13 protein-coding genes are annotated in these 17,735 nt (G+C 69.2%); 5 read left to right on the top strand and 8 right to left on the bottom strand.

Features of this window, described 5'->3' with window-relative positions; genetic code table 11:
• Window positions 1-118 precede the first annotated feature (118 nt).
• The 4 genes from CFK38_RS00695 to CFK38_RS00680 form a co-directional block, all read right to left on the bottom strand.
• Entirely contained in the window at window positions 119-2,176 is a 2,058-nt protein-coding gene (locus CFK38_RS00695; protein WP_096801342.1) for a beta-galactosidase, read from the bottom strand.
• A gap of 148 nt (window positions 2,177-2,324) precedes the next feature.
• The gene (locus CFK38_RS00690; protein WP_096801341.1) at window positions 2,325-3,830 is read right to left on the bottom strand and encodes a S10 family peptidase; all 1,506 of its coding nucleotides are present in this window, start codon (window positions 3,828-3,830) and stop codon (window positions 2,325-2,327) included.
• Between the two features lie 156 nt (window positions 3,831-3,986).
• Window positions 3,987-4,319 carry a hypothetical protein gene (locus CFK38_RS00685; RefSeq protein WP_096801340.1) on the bottom strand — a complete coding sequence of 111 codons (333 nt, stop codon included), beginning with the start codon at window positions 4,317-4,319 and terminating at the stop codon, window positions 3,987-3,989.
• 10 nt (window positions 4,320-4,329) lie between these two features.
• Window positions 4,330-6,027 (bottom strand): sodium:solute symporter family protein, encoded by a 1,698-nt coding sequence (locus CFK38_RS00680; protein WP_096801339.1) that lies wholly within the window; start codon window positions 6,025-6,027, stop codon window positions 4,330-4,332.
• A 362-nt stretch (window positions 6,028-6,389) separates the two neighbouring features.
• On the opposite strand from CFK38_RS00680, the gene CFK38_RS00670 reads away from it, so the two are divergent.
• The 5 genes from CFK38_RS00670 to CFK38_RS00650 all read left to right on the top strand — a co-directional run bounded on the left by CFK38_RS00670 (window position 6,390) and on the right by CFK38_RS00650 (window position 12,930).
• Complete coding sequence (locus CFK38_RS00670) at window positions 6,390-7,724, top strand: ABC transporter substrate-binding protein (protein WP_096801337.1); 1,335 nt, start codon at window positions 6,390-6,392, stop codon at window positions 7,722-7,724.
• Window positions 7,721-8,605, top strand: coding sequence for a carbohydrate ABC transporter permease (locus CFK38_RS00665; protein ID WP_096801336.1), 885 nt, complete (start codon window positions 7,721-7,723; stop codon window positions 8,603-8,605). The genes CFK38_RS00670 and CFK38_RS00665 overlap by 4 nt, the downstream gene beginning before the upstream one ends.
• Entirely contained in the window at window positions 8,602-9,573 is a 972-nt protein-coding gene (locus CFK38_RS00660; RefSeq protein WP_096801335.1) for a carbohydrate ABC transporter permease, read from the top strand. The genes CFK38_RS00665 and CFK38_RS00660 overlap by 4 nt, the downstream gene beginning before the upstream one ends.
• Window positions 9,570-10,928, top strand: coding sequence for a serpin family protein (locus tag CFK38_RS00655; RefSeq protein WP_245851167.1), 1,359 nt, complete (start codon window positions 9,570-9,572; stop codon window positions 10,926-10,928). The genes CFK38_RS00660 and CFK38_RS00655 overlap by 4 nt, the downstream gene beginning before the upstream one ends.
• Window positions 10,929-11,034: 106 nt before the next feature.
• Window positions 11,035-12,930, top strand: a complete 1,896-nt coding sequence (locus CFK38_RS00650; protein ID WP_096801333.1) for a glycoside hydrolase family 35 protein — start codon at window positions 11,035-11,037, stop codon at window positions 12,928-12,930.
• An 81-nt stretch (window positions 12,931-13,011) separates the two neighbouring features.
• On the opposite strand, the gene CFK38_RS00645 is transcribed toward CFK38_RS00650, so the two are convergent.
• The 4 genes from CFK38_RS00645 to CFK38_RS00630 are packed head-to-tail and all read right to left on the bottom strand — an operon-like array spanning window position 13,012 to window position 17,735.
• The gene (locus tag CFK38_RS00645; protein ID WP_157773294.1) at window positions 13,012-14,676 is read right to left on the bottom strand and encodes an ABC transporter substrate-binding protein; all 1,665 of its coding nucleotides are present in this window, start codon (window positions 14,674-14,676) and stop codon (window positions 13,012-13,014) included.
• A 1-nt stretch (window position 14,677) separates the two neighbouring features.
• Window positions 14,678-15,763: an ABC transporter ATP-binding protein gene (locus CFK38_RS00640; protein WP_096801331.1), complete on the bottom strand. Its 1,086-nt coding sequence runs from the start codon at window positions 15,761-15,763 to the stop codon at window positions 14,678-14,680.
• Complete coding sequence (locus CFK38_RS00635) at window positions 15,760-16,821, bottom strand: ABC transporter ATP-binding protein (protein ID WP_096801330.1); 1,062 nt, start codon at window positions 16,819-16,821, stop codon at window positions 15,760-15,762. The genes CFK38_RS00640 and CFK38_RS00635 overlap by 4 nt, the downstream gene beginning before the upstream one ends.
• On the bottom strand, window positions 16,818-17,735 hold the full coding sequence (locus CFK38_RS00630; protein WP_096801329.1) for an ABC transporter permease: 918 nt from the start codon (window positions 17,733-17,735) through the stop codon (window positions 16,818-16,820). Before CFK38_RS00630 ends, CFK38_RS00635 begins: the two co-directional genes overlap by 4 nt.

Raw genomic sequence — 17,735 nt, 5'->3', positions numbered from 1 at the left:
TCCATCACGGACTGCGCCCGCCGGGGAGGGCGCCCCGGATCCGGTGGGCAGTCCCCCGGTTGCGGGAGCGGACTCGCCGGTGCGGCTCCTGGCAGCGGCGAGGACGCGAGGCCCGCGCTCATGCCCCGACTCGCGGACGGCGGGAGGTCGCGACGCCGTGCGCCGGCACCGACACGGTGCCGTGGTCCCCAGCGGGCAGCGCCTGGTCCTCAGCGGTGTGGTTGAGCGCGATCAGATGACGGGTGCCGTCCTCCCCGATGCGCTCGAGCAGCTCGACATCCTCGGGAAGCTCTCTCGGCGCGAGTCCCGCGGCGCAGTACGGCTCGCTGAACAGGACGGAGAGGTCCACGACGTCGAGATCGGAGGCGAGATACCAGGCCGTGCCCTGGCCGTATGTGTGCTGCGTCGCAGCGACGCCCCCGGACACCGGCCCATCGGCGTAGCTGCCGATCGGCTCCGCCCCGCGCAGCTGCAGATCCTCGCACCAGAGGCGCGCACGCACGGAGTGCCCGCCGAGGACGATCCGTGCGTCGTCCCCCTTTCTCAGCGGGCAGAATTCGTGCACCTCGACACCGAGCACCGGTGCCAGCGAGGCGTTCAGCCCGCCCTCGCGCACTCCGTCCTCTGCATCGACGACGCCTGAGAAGGGTCCGACGACGAGGTTCCCGCCCTCGCGCACGTACGCGGCGAGCTTCGCCGCCGCGGCATCGGTGAGGAGGTAGGAGGCCGGCGCGAGCACCAGGCGGTACCCGCTCAGGTCGTCCTCCGGGTGCGCGAAGTCGGCTGCGAGGTGATCGCGCCACAGCCGCTCGTACCAGGTCTGGATCTGGGCGCGGTGGCTCAGGTCGTCCGCGGGTCGCCAGGGGAGGTCCTGCGCCCAGTGGGACTCCCAGTCCCAGAGGATCGCGACGTCGGCCCGCACTCGCGTGCCGCGGATCCCCGCCAGGCCCTCCAGCTGTGTGCCGAGTTCGCGGACCTCGCGCCAGATCCGGGAGTTCGTGCCCGCATGCGGAAGCATCGCCGAATGGAACTTCTCGGCGCCCTTGCGGGAGGCTCGCCACTGGAAGAACATCACGGCATCGGCGCCCCGGCCCACATGGGACAGGGAGTTGCGGGCCATCTCCCCGGGCTGCTTGGCGACGTTGCGACCCTGCCAGTTCACCCCGGAGGTGGAATGCTCCATGAGCATCCACGGACGGCCCCGGGCGATGGAGCGCGCGAGGTCGGCATCGAGGGCGAGCTCGACGAAGTTCCGGTCGTCGGAGGCGATCAGGTAGTGGTCGTTGGAGACCACGTCGACCTCGTCGGCCCACTTCCACAGGTCGATGTTCCGGCAGGTGTGCGCCATGAAATTCGTGGTCACCGGGATATGGGGCGCGAGCTCGTGCAGGACGTCGCGCTCGGCGCGGAAGCACTCCAGGATCTGCTCGGAGCTGAAGCGACGCCAGTCCAGTGCGAGCGAGGGGTTGTGCACCGAGGGGGTGGGCAGCGGGGCGTGGATCTCTTCGGGGACGCCGAAGCTCTGGCCCCAGAAGGCGGTCCCCCAGGCGGAGTTGACCGCCTCGAGCGAGCCGTGGCGCCGCAGCGCCCAGTGGCGGAACGCATCCTGCGCGAAGGTCGAGAAGCTCTCTCCGACGGGCGCGCCGTACTCGTTGTGGACGTGCCAGAGCGCGAGCGCGGGATGGTCCCCGTAGCGCTCGGCCAGCGCTCGGGTGATGCCGGTGGCCGCCGAACGGTACGCCGGGGACGACGGACAGGCCATGCCCCGCGACCCGGGCCCGAGGGACCGGCCCGCTCGGTCGACCACGCGCGATTCCGGATGCGCGCGGAAGAACCAGGCCGGGGGAGCGGCGGTGGGGGTGCCCAGGTCGATCCGGATCCCGGCCTCGTGCAGCAGTTCGAAGATCTCATCGAGCCATTCCCAGTGGAACTCGCCCTGGCGCGGCTCGATGCTCGCCCAGGAGAACATCCCGATGCTCACCAGGTTCACTCCGGCCTCCCGCATCAGGCGCACGTCCTCGACCCAGGTCTCGCGGGTCCACTGCTCGGGGTTGTAGTCACCGCCGTACGCGAGGCCATCCAGGCCGAGCGGCCATGAGGGACGGGTCTGCGGGGGTCGAGCATCGGTGGATTCCCGCACGTCGGGACGGGAGGAGGGGAATCGATCACTGGTCATGAGGCGAGACCTTTGCACGTCAGCGCAGAGCGAGGCAAGTCACCGCCCGACCGCTGAGGACACGCGATCCCGGTGCTCCGATCCCGACCGGCGCCGCTCGCCCCCGAGGGGCCGCTCGACGCAGGCCGGTGGGCAGGGACCGTGCCGGTCACCCCAGCTCGTCCTGGGCTCCCTCCGCACCGGTGACGAACTCGCTGAGGTGCTGCGAGAGCGCGAGCCGGCTGGGCTCGTGGCAGTACATCATGTGCCCGGCCTCGTAGTACTCGATGCGGATCCGCTCGCCGTAGTCCTCGCGCGGGATCGCGAGCTGGGCGAGCACGTGCTCGCTGGCGTGGAACGGGGTCGCCGCGTCGTGATAGCCGTGGGAGACCAGCACCTTGGTGTGCGGGGACTTGCGCAGCAGCCGGGCGAGGTCCGAGGCGACCTCCACCGAGCGGTTCTCGAAGTCCTTGTAGCTCCACGGATGCACCCGGCCGGACATGATCTCGTAGACCACGTCGCTGGAGAACTCCAGCTCCCCGCGCAGGTACTGGTTGATCGTGGCGGTGTAGGCGGGGGCGAGCTGGTCGATCGAGGGGTCGGTCTCCATCCGCGGGGCATTGCCGTCCCCGGCCGGTGCGGTGAAGCGACCGTCGATGCGCCCGGTGACCAGCCCCTCCTGGCGCAGCAGCTCGGCGAGGAAGGCCATGTGCTCGATCCGCAGATCGGCGCGCTCCACCCACTGCGGATCCACCCCGATCAGGGCGCCGATACGTGCGGCGGCCTCCTGCTTCTGCTCCGGGGTGAGCCGCAGCCCGGCAGCCAGCAGCGCCGGGTACTCCTGTTCGGTGAAGGCCTCGGCCTCGTCGACCACGTCCTGCAGCATCCGGCCGGAGTGCTTGCCGTGCGCGTGGGCGATCGCGGCATAGGTGGGCAGGTAGTGGAGGTAGGGGCGGTCGTTGCCGGCATGGAAGCGGAGGGTGCCGAAGTCGAGCACCGGGGAGATCAGTGCGATCCCGGCGACGGCCACGTAGTAGCGGTCCATGAGATGCGCGGCCACGGCGGAGGCCCGGGTGGTGCCGTAGGACTCCCCGGCCAGGTAGAGCGGCGAGGTCCAGCGCTGGTGGCGGGTGAGCCAGTCGATGACGAAGGCGGTGATCAGGTCGCGGTCCTCCGCCAGCCCGTGATGGCGGTTCGGCTTCTGGCCGGGGGCGGGTCGGGAGTAGCCCGTGGTCATCGCGTCGACCACCACCAGGTCCGCGTCCTGGAGGATCGTCTCGTGGTTGTCCAGCAGCCGGTGCGGGGCAGCGGCCGGGGCTCCCGCATCCCCCGAGTCCACCCGGCGCGGTCCCAGCAGCCCCAGGTGCAGCCATACCGTCGAGGCGCCCGGCCCGCCGTTGAAGGCGAACATCACCGGTCGCTCGGCCGCATCGGTGCCCTGGGCGACGTAGGAGACGGAGAACAGCTCCGCGTGGGCGGCGCCCCGCCCGTACTCCTCGCCCTCGGGCTCCTCCGTCAGCACCACGGTGCCGGCGGTGGCCGTGTAGTCGAGCGCCCCGTCGGGCAGGGACAGCGAGTGCAGCGTGGTGACCAGGTGGTCCTCGGGCTTCTCGGCGACCGGGTCAGCAGCGCTCGTCGTGCTGTCGGGGGAGGGGGTGGTGGGTTCGGCGTTCACTCGTGCTCCTTCGTCGGGTCCGGCGTCGACGTCGATGCTATGCGAGGCCCCTGTCCACAGGATGCGGCACCAGGGCACCCCCGGGGTGCACCGAATCCCCCGCTCCGCACCGTTGCGGGTGCAGAGCGAGGGATTCGCGGAGGGGTCGCCGGCGGATCAGTCCAGCGGCGAGATATCGCGCGGCTCGTCCGCGCCCTCCTCGTTCTCGCGGACGACCATGCGGATCGGGTCAACCTTGGTCCAGACCAGGAACGCGATGGCCACGATCACCATGCCCATGCCCGCCCAGAGATTGGCGTTGAGACCGTCGGTCTTGGTGGCGGCGCCGTCGTCGAAGGCGAACAGGCCCATGGCGAGCAGGATGAGGCCGAACAGGCCCAGCAGGGTGCCGATGAAATTGCGGATGTCGAAGGCGCCGGCGGTCTCGATGTGCGCCGACTCGGGCACCGCGCTCGCGCCCTCGGGGGATTCCTTGGAGGTGGGGGTCATGGCGAGCTCCTTAGACGAAGAGGAAGTTCAGGGCGATGACGAGGACCAGGGCGATGCCGGCCATCGGGACGGGCCGGCGCCAGAACGGCATGCCCTTCTCCTCGGGATCGACCAGATCGGCCTTCGGGGTCTCCGAGTAGACCAGGCCCTTCAGCTCGTGGACGGGCTTCGGGGCGGTGAACTGGGTGACCACGACGGAGACGACGATGTCGACGACGAACGCAGTCGCGGCGGCCATGAAGGCGAGCCCCTGGCCGGGCAGCTCGAAGAGATGGAAGAACGTCGACGAACCCCACAGCGCCATGGCGGACAGGGTGCCCGCCACCAGGCCGGTCCAGCCCGCGGCCGGGGTCATCCGCTTCCAGAACATGCCCAGGATGAAGGTCGCGAACAGCGGCGCGTTGAAGAAGCCGAACAGGGTCTGGAGGTAGTCCATCAGGTTGGAGAACTGCCCGGCGATGAGTGCCGTGAAGATCGCGATCACGCAGGCCGCGGCCGTCGCGATCCGCCCCACCACCGTGTAGTGGTGATCGGGCGCGTCCTTCTTCACGTACTGCTGGTAGAGGTCGTAGCTGACCACCGTGTTGAAGGCCGAGATGTTCGCGGCCATACCGGCCATGAACGCTGCCAGCAGGCCCGCGATCGCGACGCCCAGCAGACCGTTGGGCAGCACCTCCCGCATCAGCAGCAGCAGGGCATCGTTGTAGGTGACGCCGGTCGCGGCGGCACCGGCGGCGTCCCCCGCGAAGTCGAGCTGCTTGAACTCCGTCAGCTGGCCCACCAGCACGGCGGCGATCATGCCGGGGATGATCACGATGAAGGGGATGAACATCTTCGGGAAGGCACCGATGATCGGTGTCATCCGGGAGGCGGTGATGGACTTGCTGGCCATCGCACGCTGGACCTCGACGAAGTTCGTGGTCCAGTAGCCGAAGGAGAGCACGAAGCCGAGACCGAAGACGATTCCGATCACGGACAGCACGGGACTGTCGAAACCGGACAGCGCCGTGCCGGGCCAGGTGTGCAGCTGTTCCGCACCGAGCATCCCGTCATCGGTGATGCGCTCCTTCATGCCGCTCCAGCCGCCCACGCGGTGCAGGCCGATGAGGGTCAGGGGCAGCAGCGCCGCGACGATCACGAAGAACTGCAGCACCTCGTTGTAGATCGCGGCGGAGAGGCCGCCGACCGTGATGTAGAACAGCACGAACGCCGAGGCGACGACGAGGCCCACCCACTGCGGCCACCCCAGCAGGCGATGGACGATCAACGCCAGCAGGTACAGGTTCACACCGGCGATCAGCAGCTGGGCGACGGCGAAGCTGATGGCGTTGACCAGGTGCGCGCTGGCGCCGAAGCGCATGCGCATGAACTCCGGGACGGAGCGCACCTTGGAGCCGTAGTAGAAGGGCATCATCACCACGCCCAGGAACAGCATCGCCGGGACGGCGCCGATCCAGAAGTAGTGCATGGTCGGCATGCCGAGCTCGGCGCCGGTGGCGGACATGCCCATGATCTCGACCGCGCCGAGGTTGGCCGAGATGAAGGCGAGGCCGGTGACCCAGGCGGGCAGCGAGCGGCCGGAGAGGAAGAACTCGATGGAGGTGGAGATGCCGCGCTTGGCGTACCAGCCCACACCGAGGACGAAGACGAAGTACAACGCGATGATCGCGTAGTCGACCCATTGGGCGTCGAGGCGGATGTCGACCATAGGAGACGTTCTCCTGGGGGAATGAGGAGGGAAGCCTCGATGGGTGTGCAGCACCCTGGACGAGGCGTGCGGCAACTGTACCGACGTGCGATCACGCTACCACCGCAGAGAACTGCCGCAGCGCGCACCCCTGGCGAGCACCGATCCGGTCGTCGCGGGTGCGCCGGTGGCAGGTGGCGGCCGGACAGCTCGTGCCGTGCAGGACCGGGACGTCGGCTCCGCAGAGGGACCGGGTCTGGGCAGCGGCCGGATCATCGCGTAGCATCACCTCGCGTGAACGTTCACGGCCCGATGCTGCGCTCACGCGTCGCAGCGGAGTCGGCACGCAGTACTCGACGACGAGGAAGGACGACGTACCAGCGATGAAGCCACGTCCCACCCGGCGCGCCGCATTGGCCGGCACCGGAGCGGGGGTGCTCGCCGGCCTGACCGCCTGCGCACCGCCGAATCCGGGCAACATCAACGACGACGCGACCATCCCGCCCAGCGATGGTCCCGTGACCCTGAGCTACTGGGCCTGGTTGAAGGACCTGCAGAAGGTCGCCGACATCTTCAACCAGAAGCAGGACCGGATCCGGGTCGAGACCACCTGGATCCCCAGCGGGAACAGCGGCGGCTATGCCAAGATCCTCTCCGCGGTCTCCGCGGGCGGCGGTCCCGACATCGCCCAGATCGAGCTGCGCCAGGTCCCTGAGTTCGCCCTTGCCGGCGCGCTGACGGAGCTGACCCGCTACGGCCTCGCCGAGCAGGCCGACGCCTTCGATCCCGGGGCGCTCAGCCAGGTGAAGGTCGGCGAGTCCTACTGGGCGGTCCCGCAGGACACCGGGCCCGTCGCCACCTTCTACAACCGCCAGGTCCTCGAGGAGGAGCTGGGGCTGCAGGCCCCGGCCACGTGGCAGGAGTTCCGCGAGACCGCCGAGGCCGTCTCGGAGGCCGGCAAGAGCCTGATCACCCTGGACCCGTCCGACGGCTCCTACCTCATCTCCTGGATGATGCAGTCCGGCGCCGTGTGGTTCCGGCCCGAGGACGACGGCTGGATCGTCGACATGACCGGCGACGCCTCCATGCGGGTCGCCGAGTTCTGGGACGAGATCTTCGCCGCTGACATCATCGGCACCGGCTACGGCGCGTTCTCCACGCCGTGGATGGCCGCGGCCGGTGAGGGCGATGTGCTCGCCACCATCAGCGGCTCCTGGTCCGACGCGCTCATCAAGTCCGTGCCCGGCGCTGACGGCAAGTGGGCCGTGGCCCCGATGCCGACCTGGCCCGACGGATACGCCTCCGGCGGTCACGGCGGATCGGCCGCCGCGGTCCTGTCCACGAGCGAGCATCCCGCCGAGGCGCTCGAATTCATCACCTGGATGTGCACGGACCCCGAGGGGATCGACGCCATGATCAAGTATTCCGGCATCGGCTGGTCGCCCGCCGAGGACTACATCGGCGAGGCGCGCCTGGAGCCCTCCGAGTTCTTCTCGGGGCAGGACTACAACCAGGAGGTCATCCTGCCGATGGCGGAGGGGCAGAACCTCGAATGGACCTGGGCGCCGATGATGCAGCGCGCTGCGGCGATGGTCGGTGACGGCATGACCACCGCCGTCACCGGGGAGGTCCCGCTGGTGGACATGCTCCCGCAGACGCAGAGGCGGATCGTGCAGATCATGCGCGACATGGGACTGAACGCGGAGGAGGCACGATGAGGTCCAGAACAGCTCCCTGGGTGCTGCTGGCACCCTTCCTGATCGTCTTCCTCGGCACCATGATCGTGCCGATCATCATGGCGATCGGGTACTCGTTCAACTCCGTCGAGCGTCACGGCCTGCTCGGCGAGGACGGCATCACCAACACCTTCGCCGGCTTCGAGAACTACCTCAAGGCCCTGTCGAACGCGAACTTCGTCGAGTCGATCGGGCGCATGGTCCTGTTCGGCGTCGTCCAGGTGACCGTGATGATCGTGGCCGCGGTGATCCTCGCGCTGCTGCTGGAGAGCGCGAACGCCAAGTGGCCGGGCTTCTTCCGCGCCACCTACTTCCTGCCCTACGGGATCCCCGGCGTGATCGCCACGATCCTGTGGTCGTTCCTGTACATCCCCGGGCTCAGCCCGATCGTGGACGTGCTGGAGCTGGTGGGCCTGCCGATCGACTTCCTGGGCCCGAACATGGTGCTGTGGTCGATCGCGAACATCGTGACCTGGACCTACACCGGCTACAACATGCTCATCATCATCGCTCAGCTCAAGTCGATCCCCGGTGAGCTGTACGAGGCCGCGAAGATCGACGGGGCCGGCTCGATCCGGGTGGCCACCGCGATCCAGCTGCCGCTGATCCGCCCGGCGGTGATGCTCACGGTGATCTTCTCGATCATCGGCACCCTGCAGCTGTTCGCCGAGCCGCGGCTGATGCAGTCCATGAGCGCCGGGATCACCTCGGAGTACACCCCGAACATGTCCGCCTATGCCTATGCGTTCCAGTACAACGACATCGGCATGGCGGCCGCCCAGGCCGTGATCATCGCGGTCTCCGCCTTCCTCCTCTCGGCGGTCGCGCTGGGAGTCTCCTCCTGGATGGAGAAGCGCCGATGAGCACCTCACACCCCACCCCCGACACCACTGCACCCGCCGGGCGTCGCAAGGCTGCGAAGCCCGCGAAGTCCGCGAAGGCCGTGAAGAACGCCGCGCAGGAGAGCCGGACCGGCGCGCGCGACGCAGGACGGAAACCGACGACCACCATCCTGATCACCGCGATCCTCGTCATCGTGGCGCTGTACTTCCTGGTCCCCGTCTACTGGGTGCTCATCAACGCCACCAAGTCCACCGAGGACCTCTTCGGCACCAACGGCTTCTGGTTCGGCGAGAGCTTCCAGCTGTGGGAGAACCTCAAGGCCGTGCTCAGCGCCAACGGCGGGATCTTCCCGCGCTGGGGACTGAACTCCATCCTGTACGCGGGCCTGGGCTCCGTGCTCGCCACCTACTTCGCGACCGCTGCGGGGTACGCCCTGGCCAAGTACCGCTTCCCGGGCAGGCGCTTCGTCTACGTGCTGGTCCTGGGAGGAGTGCTGGTGCCCGGCACCGCCATCGCGCTGCCGTTGTTCTTCCTGTTCAGCTCGATCGGGATCACCAACACCTACTGGTCCGTGCTGATCCCCTCGCTGGTGAGCCCCTTCGGGCTGTTCCTGGCCTCGATCTACGCGAGCGCCGCGGTGCCCGATGAGCTGCTCGAGGCCGGCCGGATCGACGGGGTGGGGGAGCTGGGCCTGTTCCACCGCCTCGCACTGCCGCAGCTGACCCCGGCGATCGTGACCATCCTGCTGTTCCAGTTCGTCGCGATCTGGAACAACTACATGCTCCCGCTGGTCATGCTGGCCGACGAGAAGCTCTACCCGATCACGCTGGGCCTGGACAACTGGCGGGCCCAGACGGACCGGCTGCCCGAGTTCTACCAGCTCACCACCGGTGGCGCGCTGCTGTCGGTGATCCCGCTGGCGATCCTCATCCTGGTCCTGCAGCGCTTCTGGCGCGGCGGGCTGACGGAGGGGTCGGTCAAGGGGTGAGACCGACGCTTCCCCGTCCGTGCGGGGTCGACGATCATCGCGTCCCGCTCCGCCGTCGCACGGCGCTCTCGGCGGCGGCGACCCTGCCGCTGGTGGTCGCCGGGCTCACCTCGTGCGGGGCGGAGGGCGAGGGCGGCGGTGCCGCGCCGGATCTCTCGGCCGAGCTGCCGCGCGCCGAGCCGGGACCCGTGGAGGATGCCGGTGAGCTCGTCACTCCCTTCACCGCGCGGATGCTCGGGGCGATCGATCGCGAGGAGGTCAACGCCGTCTGTGCGCCGCTGTCCGCACAGATCGCGCTCACCATGATCGGGATGGGGGCGGGCGGCGCGACCCGCACCCAGATGGAGGAGGTGCTCGGCGGGCGGATGGAGGACCTCGCCGCGACGGCGAACACGCTCTCCCAGCTGCTGGCCGCCGTCGGCGACGAGGAGCGGGAGCAGGACGACGAGGAATCGCCCGAGCCGGCCCGCGCCTCGCTCGTGAACGGGACCTGGCTGCAGGAGGGATTCGAGGTCCAGCAGTCCTTCCTCGAGGACCTCGCCACCTGGTTCGGCAGCGGGGTCTTCGAGGCGGACTTCACCGACGACGCCGAGCGCGAAGCGGCCCGCGAGGAGATCAACGGCTGGGTCGCCGAGTCCACGGAGGACCTCATCGAGGAGCTGATCCCCGAGGGCACCCTGACGGCGAGCACTCGCCTGGTGCTGGTCAACGCCCTGCACCTGAAAGCCGCCTGGCAGGAGGAGCTGACGACGGCCGACGGCTCCTTCACCACGGCCGAGGGCGAGGAGCTCGGCGTGGAGATGCTCCAGGGCGCCACCGGCACCTGGTACGAGGACGAGGTGTGCCGGGCGACCTCCCTGGACACCTACGGAGGCGATCTCGCCCTCGCCCTCGTGCAGCCCGCGGGGGGCCTCGCCGAGGTGCTCGAGGGCTGGTCGGAGGCGGCCACCGGGGGCGGTTCCGGTCTCGGCGCCCTGCTGGCCGGGCTCGAGGCCTCCGAGGTGACAACCCAGCTGGGCGTCCCCGCCTTCGACATCGACTGGGGGGCCTCGCTGAAGGACCTCCTGGAGGGCCTCGGCATGACCGAGGCGTTCTCCGATGCGGCCGACTTCTCCGGGGTCACCGGGACGAAGGACCTGGTGATCGATGAGGTGCTGCAGAAGGCGGTCCTCACCGTCGACGAGAACGGGATGGAGGCCGCCGCCGCGACCGCCGTGATGGTCGCCGAGACCTCTGCCCAGGTGCCCGAGCACGAGCTGGTGCTGGACTCGCCGTTCCTGGTGGTCGCCTATGAGCGGACCACGCTCGCTCCGCTCGTCGTCGGCTGGATCGGCGACCCCACGCAGACCCGTTGACCGACCGCCGAGCGCCTCGGGGCAGGGTGCGCCCGGACGGGTGCGCCCCGCGCCCGAACACCTGACACACTGGCGTAAGACGTTTTACATGAAAGGACATCCGACGATGACCGCCCTGCTCCGCCCCACCCCTGACGGATTCCTCCGTGCGGGGGATCCGCACCTGGTGATCTCCGGTGCGCTCCACTACTTCCGGGTCCATCCCCAGCAGTGGCGCGACCGCCTGCGCCGCCTGGTCGCGATGGGCTGCAACACGGTGGAGACCTACGTGGCCTGGAACGTGCACCAGCCCGCGCAGGACGTCACCACCTTCGAGGGCATCGCGGATCTCGGTCGCTTCCTCGACATCGCTGCGGAGGAGGGGCTCGATGCGATCGTGCGCCCCGGCCCCTACATCTGCGCCGAATGGGAGAACGGCGGCTTCCCCGGCTGGATCCTCGCCGACCGCAACCTGCGCCTGCGCAATCGCAACGCCCCGTACCTGCAGCTGGTCGACGCCTGGTTCGACCAGCTGATCCCGGTGATCGCCGAGCGGCAGGCCGCGCGCGGCGGCAACGTGGTGATGGTGCAGGTGGAGAACGAGTACGGCAGCTTCGGCGATGACAAGGCCTATCTCGCGCACCTGCGCGACGGCCTCCTCGCCCGCGGCATCGAGGAGCTGCTGGTGACCTCCGACGGCCCGGCCCGGATGTGGCTGACCGGCGGCACCGTCGAGGGGGCGCTGGGCACCGTCAACTTCGGCTCCCGCACCCTCGAGGTGCTCGCGATGGCCGAGCGCGAGCTGCCCGCCCAGCCGCAGATGTGCATGGAGTTCTGGAACGGCTGGTTCGACCACTGGGGCGAGCAGCACCACGAGCGCACCGGCGGCGACGCGGCCGGCGAGCTCTCCGACATGCTGAACAGCGGCATGAGCGTGAACTTCTACATGGCCCACGGCGGCACCAACTTCGGCATGCAGGCCGGCGCCAACCACGACGGCACGCTGCAGCCCACCACCACCAGCTACGACTACGACGCCCCGATCGCCGAGAACGGCGCGCTCACCGAGAAGTTCCGCGCCTTCCGCGAGGTCATCGCAGCGCACCGCGACCTGCCGGCGTACGAGGAGCATCTCGCGCAGCTGGGCATCGCCGACCACCCGGCGACCCTCCCGGCGGGCGAGGTCGCGATCGAGAAGGTCGCCTCCCTGCGCGCCACCGAGCGCTTCACCCGCCCTGCCGAGGTGCACCCGACCCCGCCCGCCTTCGAGGACCTCGGGCTGGAGCGCGGGCTGCTGCGCCTGTCCCGCGAGATCGAGATCGCGGCCGCCGAGCGTGAGGGCCGCACCGAGATCTCCCCCCTGAAGCTCTACGACCTGCACGACCGTGCCTGGGTGTACGTCGACGGGGTGTATGTCGGGGCCACCGGGCTGGACCCGGCGCAGGCCGACGTCCCGCACGCGGAGCGCACCGACGCCACCGATCCGGCCACCGTCGAGCTCACGCCCTTCGCCGACCGGCTGCTGCCGGACGGCGGTCACCGCACCGTGCGCGTGGAGATCCTGGTGGAGAACCTGGGCCGGGTGAACTTCGGCCCCCGGCTCGGAGAGCGCAAGGGCATCCTCGGCGGGGTCTGGCAGACCATCCGCTACCTCAACGACTGGGAGGCCGACGCCTGGCCGCTCGAGGAGATGGGGCAGGAGCTGGCCGCACTGCTGGAGGGAGCGCCCGCGCTCGCCGCCGACAGCGACAGCGACGCGCTGCCCGTGCTGGTGGGGGCGTCCTTCGAGGCGGAGGCGCCCACGGACACCTTCCTCGATGTCTCCGCCGCCGGGCACGGAGTCGCCTATGTCAACGGCTTCTGCGTGGGCCGGTACTGGAACATCGGGCCCCAGCAGAGCCTGTACGTGCCGGCGCCGCTGGTCCGCGCGGGCCGCAACGAGGTGCTGCTGCTGGACCTCGAGAAGCGGCCGACCGCGCTCGCGCTGGTGACGGAGCACGTGTTCGTGACGCCGGGGGTCTGAGCCTCACCGCTCCGCTGCCGACGCCGACGGGCGGCCCCGGGACCGTAGTCCTGGAGCCGCCCGTCTGCGTCGTGGCCGAGCTCAGCTGTTGGGTTCGAGATTCATGACCGTCAGGATCCCGTCAGCGGGCACCGTGCCATTGGGGCCGTAGTCGAAGCCCCCCTCGACCGTGGGATACCCGGTCCAGTTCTGCTCATTTGCGACGAGCTTCCAACCGGCGGTCGCGGTCGCGATGAACGGCGCCTCCTCGGTGAGGATCTCCTGGATGCGGATGATCAGTTCACGACTGCGCTCGGCGTCCTCGCCCGCAGGGATCGAGCCGAGTTCGTGGACGAGTTCGTCGTACTCCTCGTTCTGGAATCGACCGTAGTTCCAGATCGCCTGCTCGCTGATCGGCGTGAACTGGAGATCGCTCATGGTCGCGAACATGTCGTACGGCATGCTGCCGCCGAAGGGGGAGTACGACAGCATCCCGAAGTCGCCGATGGAGCTGGCCTCCGTGAACGGTGCGTCGGCCATCTTGTTCACCGCCACCGTCAAGCCGAGGGTCTCGTTCCACTGGTCGGCCAGGATCTGCCCGGTGGTCACCCACTCGGCGTAGGGCTGGTAGACGTCGTAGCGCAGCTCATAGGTCTCGCCGTCCTTCTCCAGCTTGCCTGCCTCCGTGACGGTCCAGCCTCCCTCCTCGAGCTGCGCCTTCGCGTACTCGATGTCCTGGCTCTGCTCCTGGTCCTCGGCGAGCATCTCGGAGAAGACGGTCGCATCCAGGCCCGCGAAGGTCGGGACGCTGTACCCGACCGCGGCGACCTCGGCCGCGATCGCCAGATCCACGGCGGCCCGCAGCGCACGACGCACATGGACGTCGTCGTAGGGAGCCTGCGTCGTGTTGAAGATCAGGCCGTCCGCGGTGCCGACGGGGAAGAAGGTGTAGACGTTGTTCTCCGGGTCCAGCGCCACGAACTCCTCGTCGGCGTTCTCCCACCCCGTGCCGCCCACATCGAGGGTGCCGTCGATGAGCTGCTGCTTCGCGGCATCGCCGGTGACGGCGTGCATGAACAGCTTGTTCGGGCCGCTCGGAGCGCCGCCCCAGTAGTCCTCGCGCAGGTCGAAGGCGATCTGCTGCGGGGAGAAGCTGGCGAGCACGCCGGGCCCGGTGCCCACGGGCTCGGGGTTCGTCCAGGTGCGGACGTCCTGCTCGGCCCAGACGTGCTCCGGGACGATCTGTCGGGTGGCGAAGCCCACCAGGTCGGCGAAGCTGGGTTCGTCGTAGGTGACCACGACGGTCTGGTCATCGGGCGCCTCGACGGAGGCGAAGGGGTAGGAGTTCGGGGTCTTCCCGGCCAGCACCAGGTCCCAGGTGAACTTCACGTCGCCCGCGGTGAACGGTTCGCCGTCGGACCAGGTGACATCGCTGACCAGGGTGAAGGTCAGCTCGGTGCCCTCGTCGTTGAACTCCCAGGACTCCGCGAGATGGGGAAGCAACTCACCGGCGGTGGAGCGGTCCACACGCAGCAGCGGCTCGTACACGAAGGAGGTCCCGGGAGTGACATTCACGCCCGTGGGGGAGAACAGATTGAAGTTCTGGTTCCAGGTGGTGCCTCCCCAGCCCAGCCAGTGGATGTCGCGGGGGGCGTCCTCCCCCTCGCCGCCGCCCGTGCCGCGGTCGAAGCTGCAGGCGGCCAGTGCCGCAGCGGTCAGCGTGGCGGCGCTTCCCGCGGCGAAGGTACGTCGGGTGAAACGGGTCATGTCAGCTCTCCTTCGAGGGGTGGGCCCCGGTGGCCCGGATGGTGTCTGCGGTGTCGTCCGCGTCGTCGTCGAACAGCCAGCACCGTGCATGCTGGGTGGCCGTGGTCAGCAGGGGTGGGGCCTCCTGTCGGCAGCGCGCCATCACGAACGGGCAGCGTGCCTGGAACCTGCAGCCGGCGATCTCCTGCGCCGGGTCCGCGGGCTCTCCCAGGGAGGTCTCCTCGAACTCGGCCGATGCGCTGTCCCGACGCCGTGAGGGATCGGGTGCGGACTCGATGAGGAGCCGGGTGTAGGGGTGCTTGGGGTGGGCGACGACGTCCTCCGTCGGCCCGGTCTCGACCAGCTCGCCGGAGTACATCACCGCCATGCGGTCGGAGATGTAGCGGGCGCTGGCGATGTCGTGGGTGATGTACAGGATCGCCACTCCGCGCTCGCGACGGATCTCGTCGAGCAGGTTCAGCACGTCCAGGCGGATGGACACATCCAGCATCGAGGTGGGCTCGTCCGCCAGCAGCACGTCCGGATCCACCGCGAGGGCACGAGCGATCGAGACCCGCTGGCGCTGCCCTCCCGACAGGGAGCTGGGGAACCGGTCGATGTAATCCTCCGCCGGGGTCAGGCTCACCAGCTCGAGGAGCTCGAGGGTGCGTGCCTCGACCGCTCTGCGCGACAGGCCCGGGGTGTGGATCTTCACCACCCGGCCCAGGATGTGCCGGATCGACTTCAGGGAGTTCAGCGAGGCGAAGGGGTCCTGGTAGATCAGCTGGACCCGCTTGTAGAAGGGACGCCGGCGGGTGCGGCCGCCGATCGGCTCGCCGTCCAGCAGGATCTGGCCGGCCGTCGGCGGATGCACCAGCGAGAACGCTCGGGCCAAGGTCGACTTGCCGGAGCCGGACTCACCGACCAGGGCGACGATCTCGCCGCGGCGCAGGTCCACGTCCACTTCGCGGCACGCGTGGATCTCCACCTTGCGGCCGGAGTTGTCCTTGCCGTCGAAGACCACCGAGACGTTCTCGGCGCGCAGCACGCTGGGGCCGGCGGCGTCCGTCCGGTCGGGAGCTGCGGGATCGGCCTGGTCCACGCTCATCGGGCCTCCTCGAGGATGGTGTGTGCGGCGATGTCATCGGCCTCCATGCGTCGAACGTGGCAGGCGGCGATCGAGTCGGGCAGCACGGTCAGTTCCGGGCGCACCTGCGAGCACAGCTCGATGGCCTCGGTGCACCGGGGGTTGAAGGCGCAGCCGCTGGGGAGGCGGCGCAGATCGGGCGGGGAGCCGGGGATGCCATGACGCTTGCCGCGTTCGGAGACCAGGGACGGGAACGCCTCGCGCAGTCCTCGGGTGTAGGGGTGCTGGGGGTTCTCGGAGATGGTGGAGCCGTCGGCGACCTCCACGATCCGGCCGCCGTACATGATGGCGATCCGGTCCGCCATCTCCAGCAGCAGGGAGAGATCGTGGGTGACGAAGACGACCGCGAAGCCGAGCTCCTGCTGCAGCCGCAGGATCTGGTTGAGGATCTGGCGCTGCATGACCACGTCGACGGCGGTGGTGGGCTCGTCCATCACGATCAGATCCGGATCGCAGGCCAGGGACAGCGCGATCAGCGCTCGCTGGCGCATGCCGCCGGACAGCTCGTGCGGATACTTGTTCAGCGCATCCGGCATGATGCCGACCATCTGCAGCAGCTCGGCGGCGCGGTCCTGCAGCCGGGCCCGGCCCAGGCTCCGGTCGTGCGCGCGCAGCACGTCGAAGAACTGGTCCCGCAGGCGGATGACCGGGTTCAGACAGGCCATCGCGGACTGCATCACGATGGAGATGTCCGACCAGCGGAACCGCTGCATCGCCCGGTCGTCGCAGCCGACCAGATCGACGCCGTCCGCGCCGGGATGCTCATGGAAGATCACGCTGCCCCGCGAGGTGACCGCGGGGGCCTGCTGCAGACGGGTCATGGCGTTGAGCAGGGTGGACTTGCCCGAGGCGCTCTCGCCGGCGATGCCGAGGATCTCTCCGCGGCGCACGGCCAGGTTGATGTCCGAGCACGCCTTGACGTTCGCGGAGTCCTCGGTCCCGAGGTACAGCACGTCCAGGTCGCGGATCTCCAGCAGCACGTCCTCTGCCGTGCTGGGTGGGGTGGGGGTGATGCTCATGCGGGGCCTCCTGCCTCGGCCAGTGCGCGGCGGCGTCGCTGCTCGCGGTTGAACTGGCGGGTGCGTGCGTTCAGGCGAGCGTTCAGCTGCGGGTTGGTGATCTCGTCCAGGCCGAAGTTGATCATCGCGGTGGCGAATCCGATCAGCGCGATGGCCAGGCCGGGCGGGAGGAAGAACCACCAATGGCCGCGCAGGATCGCGCCGCCGGTCTGTGCCTGGCTGACCATCGTTCCCCAGGTGATCTCGCTGGTGGAGCCCAGGCCCAGGAAGGCCAGGGACGCTTCCATGAAGATGCCGGCGACGACGGCCTTGAGGAACATGGAGGAGATGACGCCGCCCAGGTGCGGCACCACTTCGACAGCGATGATGCGGGGAGTGGATTCGCCGACGGTGCGCAGCGCGCTGGTGAAATCACGATTGCGCAGGCTCATGGTCTGGGCGCGGATGGAGCGGGCACCACCGGGCCATTCGAGCAGGCCGATCACCACCGCGATCAGCAGGATCCCGGCCTCCTGCACGTAGCCCGCGATGATGAACAGCAGCGCGAAGCCGGGCAGGGTCATCAGCACGTTGACCACGGCATTGATGGCCTTGTCGGGAACCCCGCCCAGGTAGCCGGCAGTGGTGCCCACCAGCACGGCGATGACCGTGGCGATGATGCCGGACAGCAGCCCGACGGTCACCGAACCGCGGGCACCGATGATCAGCTGGGCCAGCACGTCCTGTCCCACATGGTTCGTGCCCAGCAGATGCTGCGCCGACGGGGGTGCGGAGATCGCGTCGTAGTCGATGCCTCGCGGATCGACCTGCATGATGGCCGTGACGACCCAGGGGCCGAGCAGCGCGACCACCAGGAAGAAGAGCGAGATGATCATCCCGACGGCGAACTTGCGGTTGTTCAGGAGTCGTCTCAT

This window comes from Brachybacterium vulturis, from assembly GCF_002407185.1.
GTDB lineage: Bacteria > Actinomycetota > Actinomycetes > Actinomycetales > Dermabacteraceae > Brachybacterium > Brachybacterium vulturis.
Note: the sequence above shows the minus strand (reverse complement) of the source record. Positions and strands in the feature narration are given on the sequence as shown.